The sequence below is a fragment of the Candidatus Uabimicrobium amorphum genome, assembly GCF_009002475.1.
Taxonomy (GTDB): domain Bacteria; phylum Planctomycetota; class Uabimicrobiia; order Uabimicrobiales; family Uabimicrobiaceae; genus Uabimicrobium; species Uabimicrobium amorphum.
This window is the reverse complement of sequence record NZ_AP019860.1, coordinates 6,840,938-6,859,064: the sequence shown is the minus strand read 5'-3', so window position 1 is coordinate 6,859,064 and position 18,127 is coordinate 6,840,938. Positions and strand designations below refer to the sequence as shown.

Sequence of the window (18,127 nt, the reverse complement as noted above, 5' to 3'; positions counted from 1 at the left end):
TTAGCATAAAAGGAAAATGTATGGATTTGGTGAAAATAAACAAATGGCAGTTACAAGATGGAACAGTTTTGCATACGCAACAAGTTTTCAGTAAGCTGGTGATGAAAGAAATCACTCCGTTGACAATGTGTCGCAGTGAACAAAGCGACTGGCAACCTATACAGAATACATTCAAAGTAATAGAGCGTTATGGTATTTTAAAAGAATTAGGCGAAGGTGCCTTTGGTAAAGTATATTTAGGTCTTGAAGTACAAAAGAACGATGGACGATTTGTCGCGATTAAAATGCCCACAAAAAAAGTTTTGAGCGAGTATGCTAGGGATTCGCAAAGAAGTAGTAGCGAGGGCATGGCGTTTTCACGTAACGCAATAGGGCAATTATTTTCGCAAGAATCCCTATTAACGGCGCGTCTTTCGATGTGCCCTTATGTGGTAAAAGTATTGGACCACAACGTCACTGTTCCGTACATGGTTCTGGAATATTGCAATGGTGGTTCGCTTGCCGAGCGTATTGTTGAGCCGTACACAACACAAGAGCTTTTACAATGGGCTTTCCAAATATCAAGTGCACTTGCTGCGGCACATGGTTTAACTCCTGATTCCCTAATTCATCGCGACCTGAAACCACAAAATATCCTACTACACGATGGACAAATCAAAGTTTCCGATTTCGGCACCTCGCAAATGACCTATCAAAATGAATCGATACAATCGATACATGGTGGCGGATATACCCCCAAATACGCTTCTCCAGAGGCGCTAAACGGCAAAGCTCATCCCAATACGGACGTGTGGTCACTCGGGGTTATATTGTATTTTCTCATTAGTAAAACCTTTCCCTTTGAAGCCGATGGCATGTTGCCGTTGATGAAAAAAATTGCCAGTGATGATTTCGTTCCCGTTATACAGAAGCGCGCGATGGACGTAGACGACTCCATTTGTCAATTTGTAGATAGATGCTTAGACAAAGACCCCAAAAAACGCCCATCCTCCATGGAATGCGCAGAGTTTTTTTCCGCAGATAAGTCGCCAAGTACTGGGCGGAGCAACATCACGACTGCACGGCGTACAAGACAAACAAAACGCGACTCTATTGTCACAAGGCGTCGCATGGCAAAAGAACAACCCGCGGCGAAGAAAAATAATCTTTTGTACGTCATTGCGGCGGCGATGTTGTGCATATGTGGATTGTTATCTTTTCTCATACTTTCCGGTTCCTCCAAATATCCGTCGCCACAAATCGAAAAAATATTCCAAATTACGAGTAAAACGAATTTTGAAGAAACACCTTCTGGCGTGGGAGTTGTTTTTACAAGATCCTCTCCTAAAGCAGATTGGACGGCTTTAATAGAAGGTGGTAGTCTGTCTCAACAACACGACTATTATTTTGGATTCAAACTAAAAAGTAATGCATACGCGTATATTTTCCAAATCGACACCAAGGGACAATTGTTCTGGGTTTTTCCCAAGAATAGTACCTCCCGTGAGTTCTCAACAGGTAAAAATCCGGTGAGGAAAGATGAATGGTATCGCGTGCCTGACGGACATTTTTATAAACTGGACAATACTCTCGGGCTGGAACACGTGTACATGGTCTTTTGTCCCAAACGATGGGTAGAATTGGAGAATGCTCTAAAAGAGGCTGCCGCCAACAATGAACAAATGAGATCTGCGACAATAACCAAACACTTTGAGAATGATCGCAGCGATACAAGACGTGGTATTGGAACGATGCACAAACTTGTCGCTCCTCCAAGAGGTGTAAAAGTCACCAACCCCAAAAGTGATGTTTTTCGACTCATTGCAGGGGAACGTGGTGTTCTCATTTTTGAACGTTGGTTCTATCATGTCTCTGGTTCGTGAATCCTAATAAGGACATAAAAAATGCGTTTTATTCTATCTTTGTTGTTTCTTTCCGCTGCGTTTGTTCATGCGCAACAATTCGACACTCTCACCGCTCTTTCCAAAAATGAACAAGCGCTCAACTTACTTGACGCCGGAAAATTTCGACAAGCGTTGCCGGTTGCGAAGGAAGCATATCGTTTGATATGCAAAGCCGAAGGCGAGAAGTCTCCCAATAGTTTGACGATTATGGGAAATTTACTTTTGATACACGAACGCTTGGGGCAATTCAAAAAATTAGAACTGCTCTATCAACGCTGCTTGCGTTTAAAAACCCAAGTAAATGGCCCGGAGAATTACGACACGCTCATCACCATGAAAAACTTTGGTTCCTTTTTGCGTAAGATTGGAAAATTAAAGAAGAGTGGCCAAATTTTACAGAAAACTCTGAATTTGCAAATTAAGACCTTGGGTAGAGAAAATGACTATACTCTCATCACCATGCAAAGTCTTGCCACGACATATACGCAACTGGGAAAATTTCCACAGGCGGAAAAGCTTTACAAAAGCTGTATAAAGACGTTAGAAAAACAAAGAAAAAGTAGTGCCGCTATCATCAATAATGATTTTGCGGAGTTATATAAAAAAATGGGGAGATATTCTGCTGCGGCAAAATTGTTGCGCAACTGTATTGCCGCGCGCCAAAAGTTACTTGGCATTTCACACCCAGAAACGCTCATTTCGCTACACAATTTAGGCGCACTATACATAGAAACAGGTGAGTACGACAAGGCGGAGAATTTATACACTTCCCTAAAGAAACATCTCACGGAATCCCTGGAAAAACACCACCCACTGGTCTTGAATGTAAGTAGTAATTTGGCTTTGTTGTACCGCGAAAATCTCGAACTCACGCGTAGTTTAAAAATCAATCGCGAGGTACTCGATATAAGAAGTAAAACATTAGGACCCACTCATCCTGATACCATTGATTCCATGAATAACTTAGCTGCAAATTTATCTTTGCTAGGGCAGTATAACAAAGCAGAACTTTTGTATCGCGACGCTTTGCGTGCGACAGAAAAAATCTTCGGTAAAAACCACCTTGAATATTTGACAACGCAAGTAAATTTGGCATCGAATTACATAGTGCAAAGTCGATACAGAACAGCGTACGTCATCATGAGTACAGCCCTCAAAAAGGCAAGAGATCTTTTGGGTAAAGACCACCCGTTTGTCACACGTGTCCTCGCCAATATGTTAGTAATAGACATACGAGCTCGAAGTGTAAACTGGAATCCAGAAAAAATAAATCGCCTCATAATTCGCTTACGGCAACAATTTGGAGCCAACAGCGATTTAACTATGATCACTCACATCAATCTTTCGAGCTGGCTTCTTTCTCGTAATAAAACCACACAAGCGTATGAACTATTGGAATACCTATATCAAAATTTGTTTAAAAGGGTTCAGCAAGCACATCGTCTTTCTATTGTTTTGATTGCTAATTTCGGTTTCGTGTGTTTTCAACTAAAAAAATACGATCAAGCACAATCAGACTTTGAACTACTAAGGGGTGTCATTGAAAAAAAGTATGGCAAAGATCATTACTTAACGATTAGAATAAAGTTCTTACTCGCCAGAGTTTATGCAAAGAAAAAAGATCCCAGAGCACTTAAGACATATGAATCTGCCACAACTCAATTGTACGTCTTTATGAAGAACTTGCTGCTCACCACAAATAAAAAAACGAGACTTAATTTATTTTCAACATATAAGGATCTCCAAGAAAATGCCTTGCAATTCTATGTAGATACTTCTGCTTCAAAAAAACTATTTGACCATTCTCTACGTTTTAAAAGTCTTCTGTTTGAAATTTCGTCACGACAACAAATATCACGTAATGAGGAAAACTTACAAAACATCAACAAGTTACGCAAAAAACGTCGACAACTAACGACAATGTATTTTCAAAAAAATGCTGATAAAAACCAAGAGTTGACCGACATTTACCGTGAAATTGAGAAACTTGAATCGTTAATCGCCAGCAAGAATACTATTAAAAGTACCATTACCCGCGAACAGATTCAAAACCAAATTCGTGATACAGAGGCCGTCATCGATTTTTTGGTAGTAAAAAATAACTTAATTGCCACCGTTGTGACAAAAAAGAAACTGCACATGATCAAAATAAGAAATTGGAATACCATTTTGCAATCAATCACACAGTTACGTGGACAAATAACAAAGAAAGCAAAAGTAACTAGTGAAATATCACGATTACTGTATTCTCCATTACAAGCATATTTAAAAAATATAAAAAGGATCTACATCATACCCGATCGTGATTTGTTCTTGCTGCCTTTCTCTTGTTTAAATATCAACGGAGAATATCTTGCGCAAAAATACCAAGTTGTGACTCTGAACTCCGCAGCAGACTTATGGGCAGACAAATCTGATATTTCCAAGGAGCAAAATATCACTATTTTCGCCAACCCCGATTTTGATGCTCAAATTTCCGAAAAAAATGCGGTGGCCGAAGATTTATTCTTTCGCGCTCTGAGTGGAACAAAAAACGAAGCCGAATATTTACAAACAACTTTCAAGAGAAATGGATACAAAACTTATATATACGTTGAAAAAAAAGCGACGAAGCAACAATTTAGCAGTATGAATGGTCAAATTTTGCATATCGCCACCCATGGTTTCTCACTTTTTGGAAAAAACACAGAACAAGAGGATACACGTGGTATTTCGCAAAAAAAGACTATAGAGTTACCTATTATACAAAAAATTGCTGCAAGTCCCGATTCTTATGTACAAGCTTCGATAAAAAACTTAGGGAAATTCGACCCTTTTCTTCTTTGCGGACTAGCATTTGCAGGTGCAAATCACAACACGCAACAAATCGCAACGGCATACGAAATTCAGCAGTTAGATTTGCATAACACGCGCTTAGTGGTCCTTTCTGCATGCGAAACAGATGTAGGAGAAATTAGAAAAGGTTCTGGAGTCATTGGGATAAGACGTGCATTTCGCGATGCGGGAGCCAAAACAGTTGTGTCAACCTTGTGGCAGATTGATGACAAGGCAACAGCTCTATTCATTAAAACGTTTTACGACTATTTATTAGACGGCGTTTCTGTACGCAACGCGTTACATCTCACTCAGAAAAAGTTTATTCAGCATACCAAGTACAACCATCCTTTTTATTGGGGAGCTTTTATAGTCGATGGTGTTGATACTCGCATTGCCAAACCACGCCCGAAAAGTTCACTGTTGACCATAATAATCGTTGTGACTCTTTTAGTGGTGATATTGATTGTGGTGATCATAGGAATGACAAGAAAAAGAGCGGCGCAGCGACAACGTTTGCAAGAGAGAACGCAAAGGCGTCAACTACGCTCAAGATAAAAACCTTGCCCGTGAATTCGGGCAAGGTTCATAAAATTACATCTTCGGAGGAGCAACTTCGCGAATCATTGCTCCATGTTCTTCGCTTAAAATCAAAATAGAAAATCGCGACACTCTTTCGAGTTCGTCGGTGTTTAAAGATGTGTAGTCAAAACGTCCACGTAAATCGGTGTAACCATCCTTATAGAATTGTACACTACCATTGTTGTAACGTGCATATACTTTCACATACACTTTTGACAATGGCTTGTTGTCTTCTAAACGCGTTAGTTTTAACTGCCCATAGTTTTCGATCATTTGCAGGTTCAAGGAATGCGGGTAGTACGAGCGCGTTTTACTCTTACCTGCGGCAACCACTTCCACCATCACATTTCGCTCGCGATATTCATTAGGAATATCGATGGCTTTGTGGTTTGCGTCTTTATCAAACGAAATCTTTTGAATACTATTGGGATGGATAATCGCAAATTGTCCTGAAACCTCTTGGACAAAAGGCTTACGTGAGAACAGCAGTTCGATATCCATTGGATAATAGTGTACTTCGCAATTTTGTAAATTTTGATACTTTATGGACAACTTTTGTTTGTCGATAGAGAAGTCAAAACTTGGCTCGCTTGCTGCGAGTTGTGTTTGTTTTTGACCACGGTCTTCCTCATTGACAATTTGTGTCGCCTTTCCAGAAATCTCTTTTACCTGAGCAATCACGTCATTAAACAACATTTGCCAACGTGCCACGGGGTGGTCTTTGTATTTGTTGGCAATGGCTAAAGCTTGCTGTGGAGCTTCGAGGTAGAAGTGCATATATGCCTGAAGATAGTCAAACTGTAACTTCGTCGCGAGTGCATTGCGATCAATTTTCTTCATCACCGCAAGAGCTTCTTCTACGCGGTCTTGCAGCAACAAATACACCACCATAGTGATGCGATCATCGTTGTCAAAGCTCGGTCGGTAACGCATATATGTTTGAAAATCACTGTACTGCTGGAAAAACTGTTTATTGAGAATTTGACGCTTTTGTCCCAATTGGTATACACGTGGGTGAATAAGCGGCCAATACTCTTTGTGCTGGTATGTATGACGCACTATCGGTTCAACAGTCAGAAGTTTACTGGAGATGTACTTTCCACACATCGTCGTGTAACTCGAGTTAGGTAAAAACTCTTTGATGACCGCTTCATTTTTGTGATGTAGGCCATAAGACCACAGCACGCCATTGTAAACGCGACGGTGTTGCAATACGGCAATGGCACGATCAAAGAAAGATTTATCACGCATGCGGAAGGCCATCAGCTTTAAATCAACGCGATACAAATTTTGATTGCGCAAATAAGCAATCACTTCATCCGCAGAACCATATTGCGACACATAGTTCCAAGAAGTCGTGTCACGAGTGGATAGTTTATCGACAACGTTAAAAGTGAAAGGCGCTTCCCAAGCAATCAAAGCAGTGTTTTGCGCTACGTGTACAGGGTAGTGAGCAAACTTTCCCTTAACAGGAAAGTAAAAATAATACTCCATCTTGTGAGTAGTGTACGCACCCAGTTCGTAGTAAAAACTCTTGGTGTAAAAACCATTGAGAACCGGCATGGCTCCGCTTGGAATTTGTAGTAAGATGTCTAACTTACGTCGTGCAGATGTCGGATTTGTCAGTACGATCTGACAACCATATACACGACCAGCGACAAATTCCTTCGCGACAAACTTATCAAACCGTTCATTATTTTTGTACATGTAGCGATCGTCACGAGCAAAGAAGCGTTGACTAATCAATATGGTACTTTGTGCCTTCTTAGCCTCAACCTCTTTGATTTCTTGGTGAAAAATAAGCGCAGGCTTATCCGAGGAAAACGACATTTTTTCTTGTACGTATTCTATCTGGTGTTTACCCGCGGTAAACGGTATGTCGAGTACAGAAAGTGCAAACATCATTTCGCTAAAGTTTTTATTGGCGACAATGAATTCGGTAGACAAAAACGGTTCTTCGTTGTTGTGCTGTGCGTATTCTTGCCAAAACTTATTTGCGGTGACGAGACTCGCGACTTGTCTTTCGATAGGTAGATGGTAATAGTTGTTTTCTACCCACTCACGTGTTTTATCTTCTTTGCGATAAAACTGGCGTGTTTTCTCGCGAGCAGCACGATCACGTCTTGCACGTTTTTTGCGCAATTTTTCCATACGCGAACTTCGCAGCTTACTTTCTTCATTGCGACCGAAAAATCCGTCCATTTCGTCGGCGTCTTCTGCGAAAGCCTCTTCCATATCCGCTACAGGACTTGGTTCTCGTGGCACTTGTTTTTTTGCACTTTCCAAGCCGAGTTTGTCACTTGTACTCAAAGACGTGTTGGCAATTGCGGTAGTAAATACCCGATTGAAACGATCGAGATTTATTGGTTGCAAATCACAGAGGTCTTTTATTTGTCGTGCAATTTGCGGAGCCTCTTTTTTGAGTATTTGACCAAGTAAGATGCGTTCGACAACATTTAAACGCCCGTATTCCCAAGGTCGTAAATACTTGCGTAAATCGCTACCAATGAGCCAATCGTCGAGAAATGTTTTGTCTTTTTTATTTTGTAAATATGGTTTGACAACTTTCGTGAAAAAAGCGGGGTCTTTTTTGTACACAAAGAAATTTAATTCATGACATGCATACTTGGAATACGACTTGCTTTTTTGTTGCGCACTCAGTTGTGGCCAATTCAAAATAAATTGAAACTCTTTCAACGTCGCGTTATTGGTCATTGTGGTGAAAAAAGAATGTACATTTTGCAAAGAATCGTAAACTTCGATTTCCGAAGTGGTGATATTGGCAATATTGAACAAACGTCCACTGCGAACAGCACTGATATTTTTCTGTTGCGTAAAGTGCTTCTTGGCATTCAAAGCATATATGAGACGTAAATCCTTGTACTGCTTTCCACCGCGTGGTAGAGCTAACTGTCGATAAACCACACTGTCATTGTCCATCGCCACAACATGAATGTGTTGTCTTGGCATAACTGCCGAAACTTTAATCTCGATTTCGCCATTCTCATCAGGCTTCAGATTCGTTAAAATCAAGCTACCATTGGCGAGAAAGTTAAAGTTATAGTTGGCCAACTGCGCCGTGACGGAGCCAGGCTTTCGCGACAGTGAACGACGCGGAGCATATGCCCCTGATCCCATATCCGCAGACGCGTCCCAAGAATCACCGCTCTTCGCATGCTGTACACCTGTGTCTGTTTTGCGCAAACTCCATGGATTTAACAGTAAACTCGGTCTAGCGAGCATGTTACCCGGAAATTTTTTGGCATACTTGCGTTCGAGTATGTAACGATATTCCTCGCCAATATTTCTTCCCGACAAATACAACGAGTTTGGTGAGTTTTTCTTGATCACACTCGGTGACAAGCTGTCTAACTCCCCAAAAGAATGGTAAATATTTTCTTGAGGGAGAAAGTGTGTGGCGATTACGTGCACACGTGTTGCCTTGGTAAAGTTCATGAGTTTTACCGAAATTTTACCTTGGTCTTTTTTCAACGGTGCCACTTGCAAGACTTTTTGTTTGCTAACTTGTAGGTAACGTTCATTTCCCACCGCGTAATCATTGTGGAGTTTACCTTCCGTTACGCGAATCGCAATGGAAACGCCTTCTTTTTTCAGCAATAAACTGTAATCTCCGGCGCGTAGCCCTTTTATCTTGAGGTAGTTTTTTCCCACACTGACTTTATTACTTACATTGTGGACAAAGTCTTTGTTGCGAACTTCAAGTAAAGAGCATAGGTTTTTCACACTGCCGCTATGCATGATTGGTATACGCAGTACTTTGTCTGTTGTGCCGTGTATCACTTGTGGGTATGAGTGGCGATCTTTTTCCAAAGACCAACTATAGCCACCCGTTACGCTAACGCGATCGATATCTTTTAGTTCTCCAAGATATAAACGACCATGTTTATCCGTTTGTAAGGTAGTGGTCACATTGTTGGTAAAATAGTGATGCTTGCATGTCACCTGTAATACACGGTCAGGACGTGGTTCGCCTGTCTTGCCTAAGAATTCAAGTTGATATCCCGAATCTACTTTACGTAAAAACAAGCTTTCGGTGGTTGCTGTACGATCAATACCATTGATACTAAGCGATTGACGCGCACTTAGCGACTGCTTTTTGGCTTGACTGAGATTATCAATCTTGGCATTTAAAGTCACATTCACACTAGCAAGTTTTTCGGGTACTTTAAATTCGTATTTGCTTTCTTTGTCATCGTGTAATGCAAAGTCCGCTACTTTGATCGAACTAGAAATACCGTCGCGGTTCACTGTTTTTACACTCAGCTCCACATCCTTGAGTAAATCAACGCTAATTTTTTCGCCATTTACGTATAAATGTGGACGCACCACAATGCGGCATTTGTTTTTATGGATAATCGATTCGCGATTTACATAAATGCCCGCGACGAACTTATAATCTTCTCTTTGATGATAAAACGAGTGCAGTTGCGCAAATCCGTTGTGGTACAAAACAATGTTTCTACTTCCCGGACGATTGGAAAACGGCACCGTGATTTCTCCGTCTTCATTTGCCGTGTATTCACGATTTCCATACAGAATACGCGCATCTTTTACTAAAGAGTTGCTTTCATCATAGATACTAAAAACGTGTCCCGCAGAACTTATTCTTTGTGTTGCTAGTAGATTACCTTTGCGAATCAGAGCGCGGTTACTTTGGCCATTGCCGATAAACTCTATGATATAGACACCTTTGTCTTTGATGTGTGCGAAATCAAATTTTTCGACATGTCGTCGCAAAGGTACCTGCTTGTAACTAAACCGTTTTTCGTGATTGGCAACAAGTCCGTCGAGATCTATCGCCGTTGTAATTTCGCTACCATGTTTTTTGTAGTAGTTTTTGGTATTGATATAGTATGTCTTCACGATGAGGTTTTGCACGTTTTTGATGGCTATTTGCAGAGCAACAGCGTCTCCTTTGGCAAATACATCTTTATTTGTCGGTACAAAATCAAGATCAACGCGTTCTTGAAGATCTTTGTACTTTTGTGTGGGTAACATCGAATACCAATCAATGGCATTGCCAATACCGTATACAATTTTTGTTTCGGCAAACAATTCTTTTAGATAGTTAGAATCAATGTATTTTTCAAATGCACTGTAGTCTTTAGCGTCGCGTAGGAAATGCTGTAAGTATTCGCGTACCAATTTTGTGTCATCACCGACAGCGTCCAAATGAGTATGTTGTTTGTAATTTTGACGAAGGTTAACTTTGTGGCGTGCGTAGTATACGAAATCGCGATTGCTATAAACGGCATTGCGCGGAAGTTTTAGGTAATCCACAAAAAGTTTCTTGTTATATTTTCCTTGTTTCAACTGCAGTAGCAATTTATGATAAAGAACATGCGCTTTAAGGGAATTTTGCGCTGCAGATAGTTTTTTAACAAAATGCCATAGTTTATTTACATAGTTGGACTTTTGCTCTAGGCTATCCTGCCAATTTATGTCGTTACTTGGAGATAGTTTGCGCAAATACGCGTGTATGAAATTGCTATTTTGCATCAATTTCGGCATACGTCGCGCACAATCGTCTAGTTGCGAACGCAAGAGTTTATTGTGGATTGACAAGGAACCAAAGCCGCCGCTGTAACGATACTTTAGGTCTTCGACAACCAGCATTGGTAAGCGCGGATGGTCAGGGCGCGTAATTTTTTGCAGCAGAGAACGTCTTCTATCCGCAGAAAGATTTTCGTCCAGCAAGCGTTCTAGTATTGCCGCTTCGAAACGATACAAACCACTTGTGCGCAAAGCATCTGCGAATAACTTTTCATAACTGATGAGTTTGTTATCCAACTTACTGGAGTACTGCTTTGCTTTTTGTTGTTCACGTCGTTGGTGAGAAAAAGATAGTCCCAGCTTATCCACGATGTGAGCAATAGAGGTTTGTGGATTTTTTGTATATTCGAAAAGTGCCTGGCGATTTTCAATTTCCGCAGATCTTGAGGTTCTACCATGGCGTTTAATCCACTGTTTGAGAGTACTATGTACCTTATCATAATTTTTTTGATGTTGGTAATGTAAACAATGATAGTAGTAATATTCAGGCGTTCCTGGAATCAGTTTTTTTAGTACTTCTTCGCGATTCTCTACGAGATTGAATTGTTCGTCAAAACCAATCTCGTTCGCCAAAATAGCCATACTGCCAATGAGTACCAACAGTAAACATAAATGTTTCATAAAATTCCTTACTAATAAAAAACACTAGTCAAAACTTTACTTGGTTAGTAGCATAATTAACAAGAAAGTTCCGTGTATTCTAAAAAATAATTTAAAATTTTTAGGATTTTTTTATGAAAAAGTTTATTTTAGCTCTATTGTTCACCTGTCTTGTATTTGCCCAAGACCAGAAAACAACTCTCTCGGCTGATGAAGCACTGGATAAATTAGTCAAGGGAAATCAACACTGGGTGGAAAACAAACTACAGTTCATTCATCAAAATTCATCCATTCGCTATAAAACAGCAAAAGAAGGACAACATCCTTTTGCGACCATTCTCACATGTTCTGATTCGCGCGTTTCTCCCGAACTGATATTCGATCAAGGTGTTGGAGATTTGTTTGTCATTCGCGTGGCAGGGAATGTCGTGGACACCGACGAACTTGCTTCGATTGAATACGGTGTGGAACATCTCGAAACACCGGTACTACTGGTACTTGGTCACAGTGGTTGTGGTGCCGTTACTGCGGCGTACAAAAGCTGGAAACACAAAACAGAAGATACACACTCGAATATTCCTGAACTACTTCACAAGATAGAGCCCGCGATCAAAAAGTCTTATAAAGAACATCCCGATTTAGGTGAGAAGAGTTTAATTGACGCCTCTGTCTCAGCGAATGTACGTATGGTCATCGACAACATCTTAAAAATGAGTGAAGGCACCAAGAAAAAAGTGCTTGCCGGTAAGCTAAAGGTTGTAGGTGCTGTTTACAACACCTATCATGGTCATATCAATTGGTTGTTTACCCCTGACGACGTACTGAAAATTTTACGCAAAGGTAATCAACATTGGTCTAGCGACAAAATGCAACACCCACACCACTCCATCGATTTACGTCACATTCAAGCGGTCGAAGGACAATTACCTATTTTTACCATCATTACTTGTTCCGACTCACGCGTTATTCCTGAATTAATCTTTGACCAAGGGGTAGGAGATGCTTTTGTGATTCGCGTTGCTGGAAATATTTTAGGTGGCGATGAATTGGCGTCTATTGAGTACGGAGTCAAGCATTTGCAAACGCCTTTATTACTGGTTTTAGGGCATAGTAGTTGTGGTGCTGTCACCGCAGCGCTTGACCATGTTCAACATCCTGATCACGAACAACACGGAAACATTCCCAAGCTCATCTCCAAAATAGAACCTGCGGTTCGCGAAGCGCAAAAAGACCTCAAAAAAGGCGAGAACTTACTCGATAAATCCATTGTTGTGAACGTTCGCACTACTCACAAACAGATTATCGAAAAAAGTGAAGCAGCGAGAAAACAGATTGCCGAAGGAAGATTGAAAATCGTATCTGCGGTATACAACATCGAAACTGGCAAGGTTGAATGGCTCGATGATTAAGTAATTTTATTTATTAAAGCTCCGAAGTTCTGCTCACGGAGAACTTCGGAACTTTTGCTACCCCAAAAATTCAAGTTCATATTCCAACAGTAATTGTTGCTTGTTTTGCGTTTTTTCTTGGAACATTTTGACCTCTTCATGGCTTTGTTCGCCTCCACCAACGCGAATTAAACAGTCGATGTAATCAATGAAGGTTTGTGACTCATCACCAAAATTCTTCCCCTCGATGATTTGCTTATCTACGGCAAAAATCCCACAACTCACTTTTAGTGCTTCCTCTGCGGAGATACCAACAGTTGTTAGACTTTCCGCAACGGCAATTTCATACGCCAACTTGGGAATACCCACATTTGTCAAACCACTCACAATTTCAACATTTGGCTTCGCCGCGTTGAATTGTTCCATAAATTGCGCAATTCCTTTTTTTAACATTTCTGTGGCTTTTTCTTGGTCGAACTGTGGCCGGCTGTAACCAACCACCCCTATTTTCAGATTTGTCATGCTTTCTCCTAATATTTAATCTTACATCGCGGTGCAAATTCTTGTATTTTGTACATTGTTTCCAGTGTTATTTTTGTCCCCTTCAGGTGCAACTCTTCCAGACGAGGAAATTGCCGCAAGTAGACAAGCGCATCATTATCCACTTTGGTCTTTTTTAAACTGAGTGACTCCATATTATTGAGTTTCACAAGATGTTGTAAACCGCCATTGGTAATATCTGTATTCTCTAAAATCAATGTGCGCAATTTAGGAAGGTTGGCGAGATGTCGTAAATCCTTATCACCTATATTGGTATCTGCCAGCTCCAAACGTTGTAGGTTATGTAGACTTTTTGCATACAAGAGCTTACTCACTTTACATTTTTCAAAAAACTGGCTAAGCGTTTACGCCAAAAAAGACATCGTGCTCATACTTGACATACATCCGCATCCGAGTGGCGAGGGTACGCTAACTTTTATAAGTTTGAGTATTCTCGCCACAAATAAAAGGTCTTCCAAAATAAATTAAGGTATGATGGTGTAAAAGATATTTTTTTGTGCAATTTTAGCCTGTCCATTCAGGAAATCTTGTGGGGTAAAGCGATCGATATAACTAACTTCTGATAAAGTTTCTTGTTTCGCAAATCCTTGTAATGTAGCGACCACTTTAAAAGCTCCTACCCCTGAAGGCAGACGGCCCAAAATTTTTTGCGGAATTTCATGTTCAACGCCGCTGCGAATTTTTTGTTGGTTTTGCTGGTATACTAACCGAACCTCCCCTTTTGTAGATATGTGATAAATTTTCACATAACAGTCTTCGTCGCTTTTGAAAAAAAGGGAAATCTCTTCTCCTTCGCGATATAAATTTTTGCGCTTTGTCCACGAATGAATGCCGAAATCTTTTCGGTAACCGAGTTCTTTCACTTTTCCTGCCATTTTGTAGTTCGCCGGAATCACTTGCGTGTTAGAAGGTATAGGTAAGTCTAATTCTTTTTTGTAGTCTTCCTGATATGTTTTGCCTGTCTTGTCATAAATAGAAAGATTTAATCTAATTTTATCTTTCAACAAAAAGTAACTGCCTAAGAGTACCCCCTCTGCCTTAGTTCGTTCCTCTTCTAATTGAAAATACGAAGATTTTGTTAGCGCTTTTGTCAACTCTGCATGTAAAAATTCACTAAATTCAGATAGGAGATGCACTTCGCCTTCATAAGGAGCTTCATTTACCCCAAGGGTATGAACAAATGAAAAATTACCCAACGCCAAAACATAGTCTTGTGCATTTTGATGGTACTCAGATCTGAGGACTTGCATTTCTCGTACGCATTGTTGTAGCATCTGTGAAATTTCATTCTTGGCTTGCCATCTTTCAATATGCGATCCTGTGGCAGTTCTATCGTTACGGCAACCAAAAATCAATAGACACACGATGAGTAAAGGTAGTGTACGCATAATTCATCCTTGCTATGTGGAGGTGTATTTTAACTGTAAGCATCTACAGTGTAATACATTTTGGTCGCTGTTCGAATTGATTTTTATTTTTTTGGGGATGTTTATTGGAGTAAGAGAAAGTGGAATATATAAGAGTTTTTGAGTGGTTTGATATTGGGAAAGGATGTGCACCGTAGCTTTCGTAATTTTACTAAGTGCTAGTAAAATGACGAAAGCCAGGTACCAGGTTTATGTTATCTTACAGGTACTGTTGCCAATTTAACTTTACCGCTTTGGATCATAAGAGATGCTATTTTTGCTACCAACTCATGATCGCCTTCAGGAACCATTTCGCTAATTGCGTCAATTAAACGTTCGATTGAAGTTTTAATTTCCATAGATTTCTCCTTTATCTTTGAAGTATGTAAATATCTGCAATATATACATAGCAACTACTATGCCAAAAAAAAGAATGCAATAAAAATAAACGCGTAAGCCATTAATGTGAAACGCCTTAGGCTAAAGACGTGTGTTTTCACAGAAAGATACCACAAGTACACAATGTATCTTTTTTGACACAGTTGGAGAATTTTATGAACAATTTAGTGGACAGCACCACTCAAAAAGTACAAACCAAAGTCATGAGTAAAATGATGTTCCAACCATTATTGAAAATAAACAGCGGCTTTCCCTAAAGAACGGTAGCCTTTGTGTATTTTTACGCGGATATGGTCACGCGAAAAATTGTGAAGAGCATACAGAGCGAGTAGCATATTTTTCAGCGGGTCTTTTACCGGATGCTCACCGGTTCGAAATACCTTTGCGTTCCCTTGCAAATTAATCCACCAGCGTTGAAACTGATCTACAACATGCAGAATATTTTGCTTACGTTTTTTTAATTTGTTGAGTGGTTGTAGTTCTCTCTCGTAATTTTCGAGATTTTGCTGTTGCTCACGCTGTTGTTTTTTTTGATTTTGTAGGAGCTTTTCTGCATTTTCTAGACTACTTTTCCATTGAGGTAACATGTTTTTAGCTTTTTGGTATTGAGCTTCCTTTTGTTGCTTTTCCTCTCCTAAATCGGAAACTTCGCGCTTTATTTTTTGTCGTTCTTCTTTGGCGGAAGATTTTTCTTCGCGTAAACGTAGGACCTCATCTTCTCTTTCCTGGCGTTTATTCTCCAACTCTTGGATTGTAAATTCCTGGTCTCTTAGCCTTGTTTGGGCGTCTTGAAGTTCTTCTTGGATGATTTCTTTATCTCGGATTTGGTTTTTTAGACCTGCAACTTGTCTACGTAACCGTTGTTTTTCTTGTTCATCATTTGAATTGCGAATGCGTCTTTCTAATTGATCTACTTCACGTCGTAAAAGCTTCGCTTCTCCAACAACATTGTCAAAGCTTTCTTGTTTTTCACGTATGGATCTTCGCAAATCGGAAAGTTTATTACTTAGACTTTGTTTGCTACGTAACTGTGAAAGTCGTTTTTCTGCAACCGCAACATCAACATCGAGCTGTTTCTCTTTCTTTAAAATTTTTGTGAGGCCAGATGTATGTCTTTTTAGCCGATCTTTAATTTCTTTTATACGCGACCCCAGAGTTATCACAGACTTGATATCACTTTTTAGTCGACTTACTTCATTTCTAGTACTACTTATGTTCGTTTCTAGCGTTTGCAAATTGAAATTTGTTTTATCACGTAAAGTGATCGTTTGCGAAAATTTGGCTTGTAACTCTAATATATCTTTTTCTAGATGCGCTAACTTGCTAGGAGAAAACGCCAAATCGACATCGCGTTGCTGTTCAAACAAACGCAATGGGAAAATATAGCTTTTGTGCACAGGTATTTTACTGCGTATTTTTTCTACGACAGGGCTTTTTATATCAACGCCTAAAAATTCATCGAGTTTCTGCACATGGTTTTTGAGATGTAAATACGCTTCTCTAAATTCTTTGTTTTTTGCTGCTTTTTTACATTCTCTTTCGAGATAAACATGATAATCACGAAGTTTTTTCGGAAGCGTTTCATGTAAAAGTTGCTGTTTTTTTTGCCATTCTTTTTTGGTGATCCACTTGTTGTCAAATTTCACCAATCCCTTGGCTTTTTGTTCACGGGTAAATTTTTGCTCAGCTGTCATCCATTTACCTTTGTACTCCACCAAACCTTTTGCCTGTTGTTCGCTGGCCAGTTTCTGTTGCGCCGTCATCCATTTACCTTTGTATTCAACTAAACCTTTGGCTCGTTGCTCGCTAATAAATTTCTGTTGCGCTGTCACCCATTTGCCGTTGTATTCGACCAAACCTTTGGCTTGTTGCTCACTAGTAAACTTCTGTTGTGCCGTCACCCATTTTCCGTTGTATTCGATGAAGCCTTTCGCTTCCTGTTCCATGCGGAACTTTTGCTCAGTTGTCATCCACTTACCATCGTGCTCCACTAAACCTTTGGCCTGCTGCTCCATGGAAAACTTTTGTTGTGCCGTCACCCATTTTCCGTTGTATTCGATGAAGCCTTTGGCTTTCTGCTCTGCAGCATACTGCTCGCTGGTGGTTCCCTCGTCAATATTTTTCTCGATATTTTCATTGTTAGAAACCGATTCACCATTACTAAACATACTCTGAATCAAAGCGATGATCAAAACAAATGCAATCGCAGCAATGATGAACACGAGAAGGGTATTGGACTTATCTTCCACAAGTTGTACTGCAAGTAGAGGCTCTTCTTTTGTACCTTCGCGTACCTCATAGATCATCTTTTGAATTCTCTGAACACCTTGTTGCGCAGCTTCCGAATTGGAATCTATTTGCAACGCACCGTTGTAACTACTCAAAGCGAGCTTAAGTGAACCTTGTTTGGCAAGAATCGTGCCTTGATTACATAAACGTTCCACGGTAGGTTTTATCGCAATGAGACCGTCTAAAACGATGAGGGCTTGGTCCCAGTTTTTTTGTCGGGTAAAATTTTTAAATTGCTTGATTAAGCGTTGTTCTTCACTCGCTTCTTGTGTTTCTTTTTCAGAATCAACGGCGTAGTCTTCTTCGTCCTCATCTTTCAAACTGCGTAAAATTTCCTCTGCTTTTGCAAGACCGCGGTGGGCGATTTCGTGATTCGGGTCTAACTTTAATGCTTTTTTATACCCTTCAATTGCCAGGCCTATTTTACCAAGTTGCAATAAAACAAAACTGCGATTACACCATCTTTGGGGAGTCTCTCGTACCAAGATGAGCTCATCAAAAACAACTAGAGACTCTTCCCACTCTTCGTTTTTTAGTAGTTGCTGTAAACGCTTTTTGAACTTTTGAACTTTTTGTTTTTTATCTTCCATGGTGGTTCCTACAAAAAAAGATGGCTAGCGACATACCAGCC

The 18,127-nt window shown here is 40.1% G+C and carries 9 protein-coding genes; 3 read left to right on the top strand and 6 right to left on the bottom strand.

Annotated elements, in window-relative coordinates; translation table 11 throughout:
• The first annotated feature begins 20 nt into the window (after positions 1 to 20).
• Both UABAM_RS24205 and UABAM_RS24200 read left to right on the top strand, forming a co-directional pair.
• Complete coding sequence (locus UABAM_RS24205) at positions 21 to 1,862, top strand: serine/threonine-protein kinase (RefSeq protein ID WP_173013545.1); 1,842 nt, start codon at positions 21 to 23, stop codon at positions 1,860 to 1,862.
• A 21-nt stretch (positions 1,863 to 1,883) separates the two neighbouring features.
• Positions 1,884 to 5,255 (top strand): CHAT domain-containing tetratricopeptide repeat protein, encoded by a 3,372-nt coding sequence (locus tag UABAM_RS24200; protein ID WP_151970571.1) that lies wholly within the window; start codon positions 1,884 to 1,886, stop codon positions 5,253 to 5,255.
• Positions 5,256 to 5,291: 36 nt separating this feature from the next.
• On the opposite strand, the gene UABAM_RS24195 is transcribed toward UABAM_RS24200, so the two are convergent.
• The gene (locus UABAM_RS24195) at positions 5,292 to 11,474 is read right to left on the bottom strand and encodes a hypothetical protein (protein WP_151970570.1); all 6,183 of its coding nucleotides are present in this window, start codon (positions 11,472 to 11,474) and stop codon (positions 5,292 to 5,294) included.
• Between the two features lie 113 nt (positions 11,475 to 11,587).
• Here UABAM_RS24195 and UABAM_RS24190 point away from each other — a divergent pair, with 113 nt between their 5' ends.
• Complete coding sequence (locus UABAM_RS24190; RefSeq protein ID WP_151970569.1) at positions 11,588 to 12,862, top strand: carbonic anhydrase; 1,275 nt, start codon at positions 11,588 to 11,590, stop codon at positions 12,860 to 12,862.
• Between the two features lie 57 nt (positions 12,863 to 12,919).
• Here UABAM_RS24190 and UABAM_RS24185 read toward each other — a convergent pair whose 3' ends face one another.
• The 5 genes from UABAM_RS24185 to UABAM_RS24170 all read right to left on the bottom strand — a co-directional run bounded on the left by UABAM_RS24185 (position 12,920) and on the right by UABAM_RS24170 (position 18,086).
• Positions 12,920 to 13,363 (bottom strand): hypothetical protein, encoded by a 444-nt coding sequence (locus UABAM_RS24185; protein ID WP_151970568.1) that lies wholly within the window; start codon positions 13,361 to 13,363, stop codon positions 12,920 to 12,922.
• An 8-nt stretch (positions 13,364 to 13,371) separates the two neighbouring features.
• The gene (locus tag UABAM_RS24180; protein WP_152022053.1) at positions 13,372 to 13,716 is read right to left on the bottom strand and encodes a leucine-rich repeat domain-containing protein; all 345 of its coding nucleotides are present in this window, start codon (positions 13,714 to 13,716) and stop codon (positions 13,372 to 13,374) included.
• A gap of 150 nt (positions 13,717 to 13,866) precedes the next feature.
• Positions 13,867 to 14,790 carry a DUF4384 domain-containing protein gene (locus UABAM_RS24175; protein WP_151970567.1) on the bottom strand — a complete coding sequence of 308 codons (924 nt, stop codon included), beginning with the start codon at positions 14,788 to 14,790 and terminating at the stop codon, positions 13,867 to 13,869.
• Positions 14,791 to 15,023: 233 nt separating this feature from the next.
• Positions 15,024 to 15,167, bottom strand: a complete 144-nt coding sequence (locus UABAM_RS33565) for a hypothetical protein (protein WP_173013544.1) — start codon at positions 15,165 to 15,167, stop codon at positions 15,024 to 15,026.
• Between the two features lie 267 nt (positions 15,168 to 15,434).
• Entirely contained in the window at positions 15,435 to 18,086 is a 2,652-nt protein-coding gene (locus UABAM_RS24170) for a hypothetical protein (RefSeq protein ID WP_151970566.1), read from the bottom strand.
• Between the last annotated feature and the right edge of the window lie 41 nt (positions 18,087 to 18,127).

Coding starts and splice junctions, on each gene's coding strand:
- UABAM_RS24205 (WP_173013545.1), top strand. CDS start 21: ATGGATTTGGTGAAAATAAACAAATGGCAGTTACAAGATGGAACAGTT.
- UABAM_RS24200 (WP_151970571.1), top strand. CDS start 1,884: ATGCGTTTTATTCTATCTTTGTTGTTTCTTTCCGCTGCGTTTGTTCAT.
- UABAM_RS24195 (WP_151970570.1), bottom strand. CDS start 11,474: ATGAAACATTTATGTTTACTGTTGGTACTCATTGGCAGTATGGCTATT.
- UABAM_RS24190 (WP_151970569.1), top strand. CDS start 11,588: ATGAAAAAGTTTATTTTAGCTCTATTGTTCACCTGTCTTGTATTTGCC.
- UABAM_RS24185 (WP_151970568.1), bottom strand. CDS start 13,363: ATGACAAATCTGAAAATAGGGGTGGTTGGTTACAGCCGGCCACAGTTC.
- UABAM_RS24175 (WP_151970567.1), bottom strand. CDS start 14,790: ATGCGTACACTACCTTTACTCATCGTGTGTCTATTGATTTTTGGTTGC.
- UABAM_RS33565 (WP_173013544.1), bottom strand. CDS start 15,167: ATGGAAATTAAAACTTCAATCGAACGTTTAATTGACGCAATTAGCGAA.
- UABAM_RS24170 (WP_151970566.1), bottom strand. CDS start 18,086: ATGGAAGATAAAAAACAAAAAGTTCAAAAGTTCAAAAAGCGTTTACAG.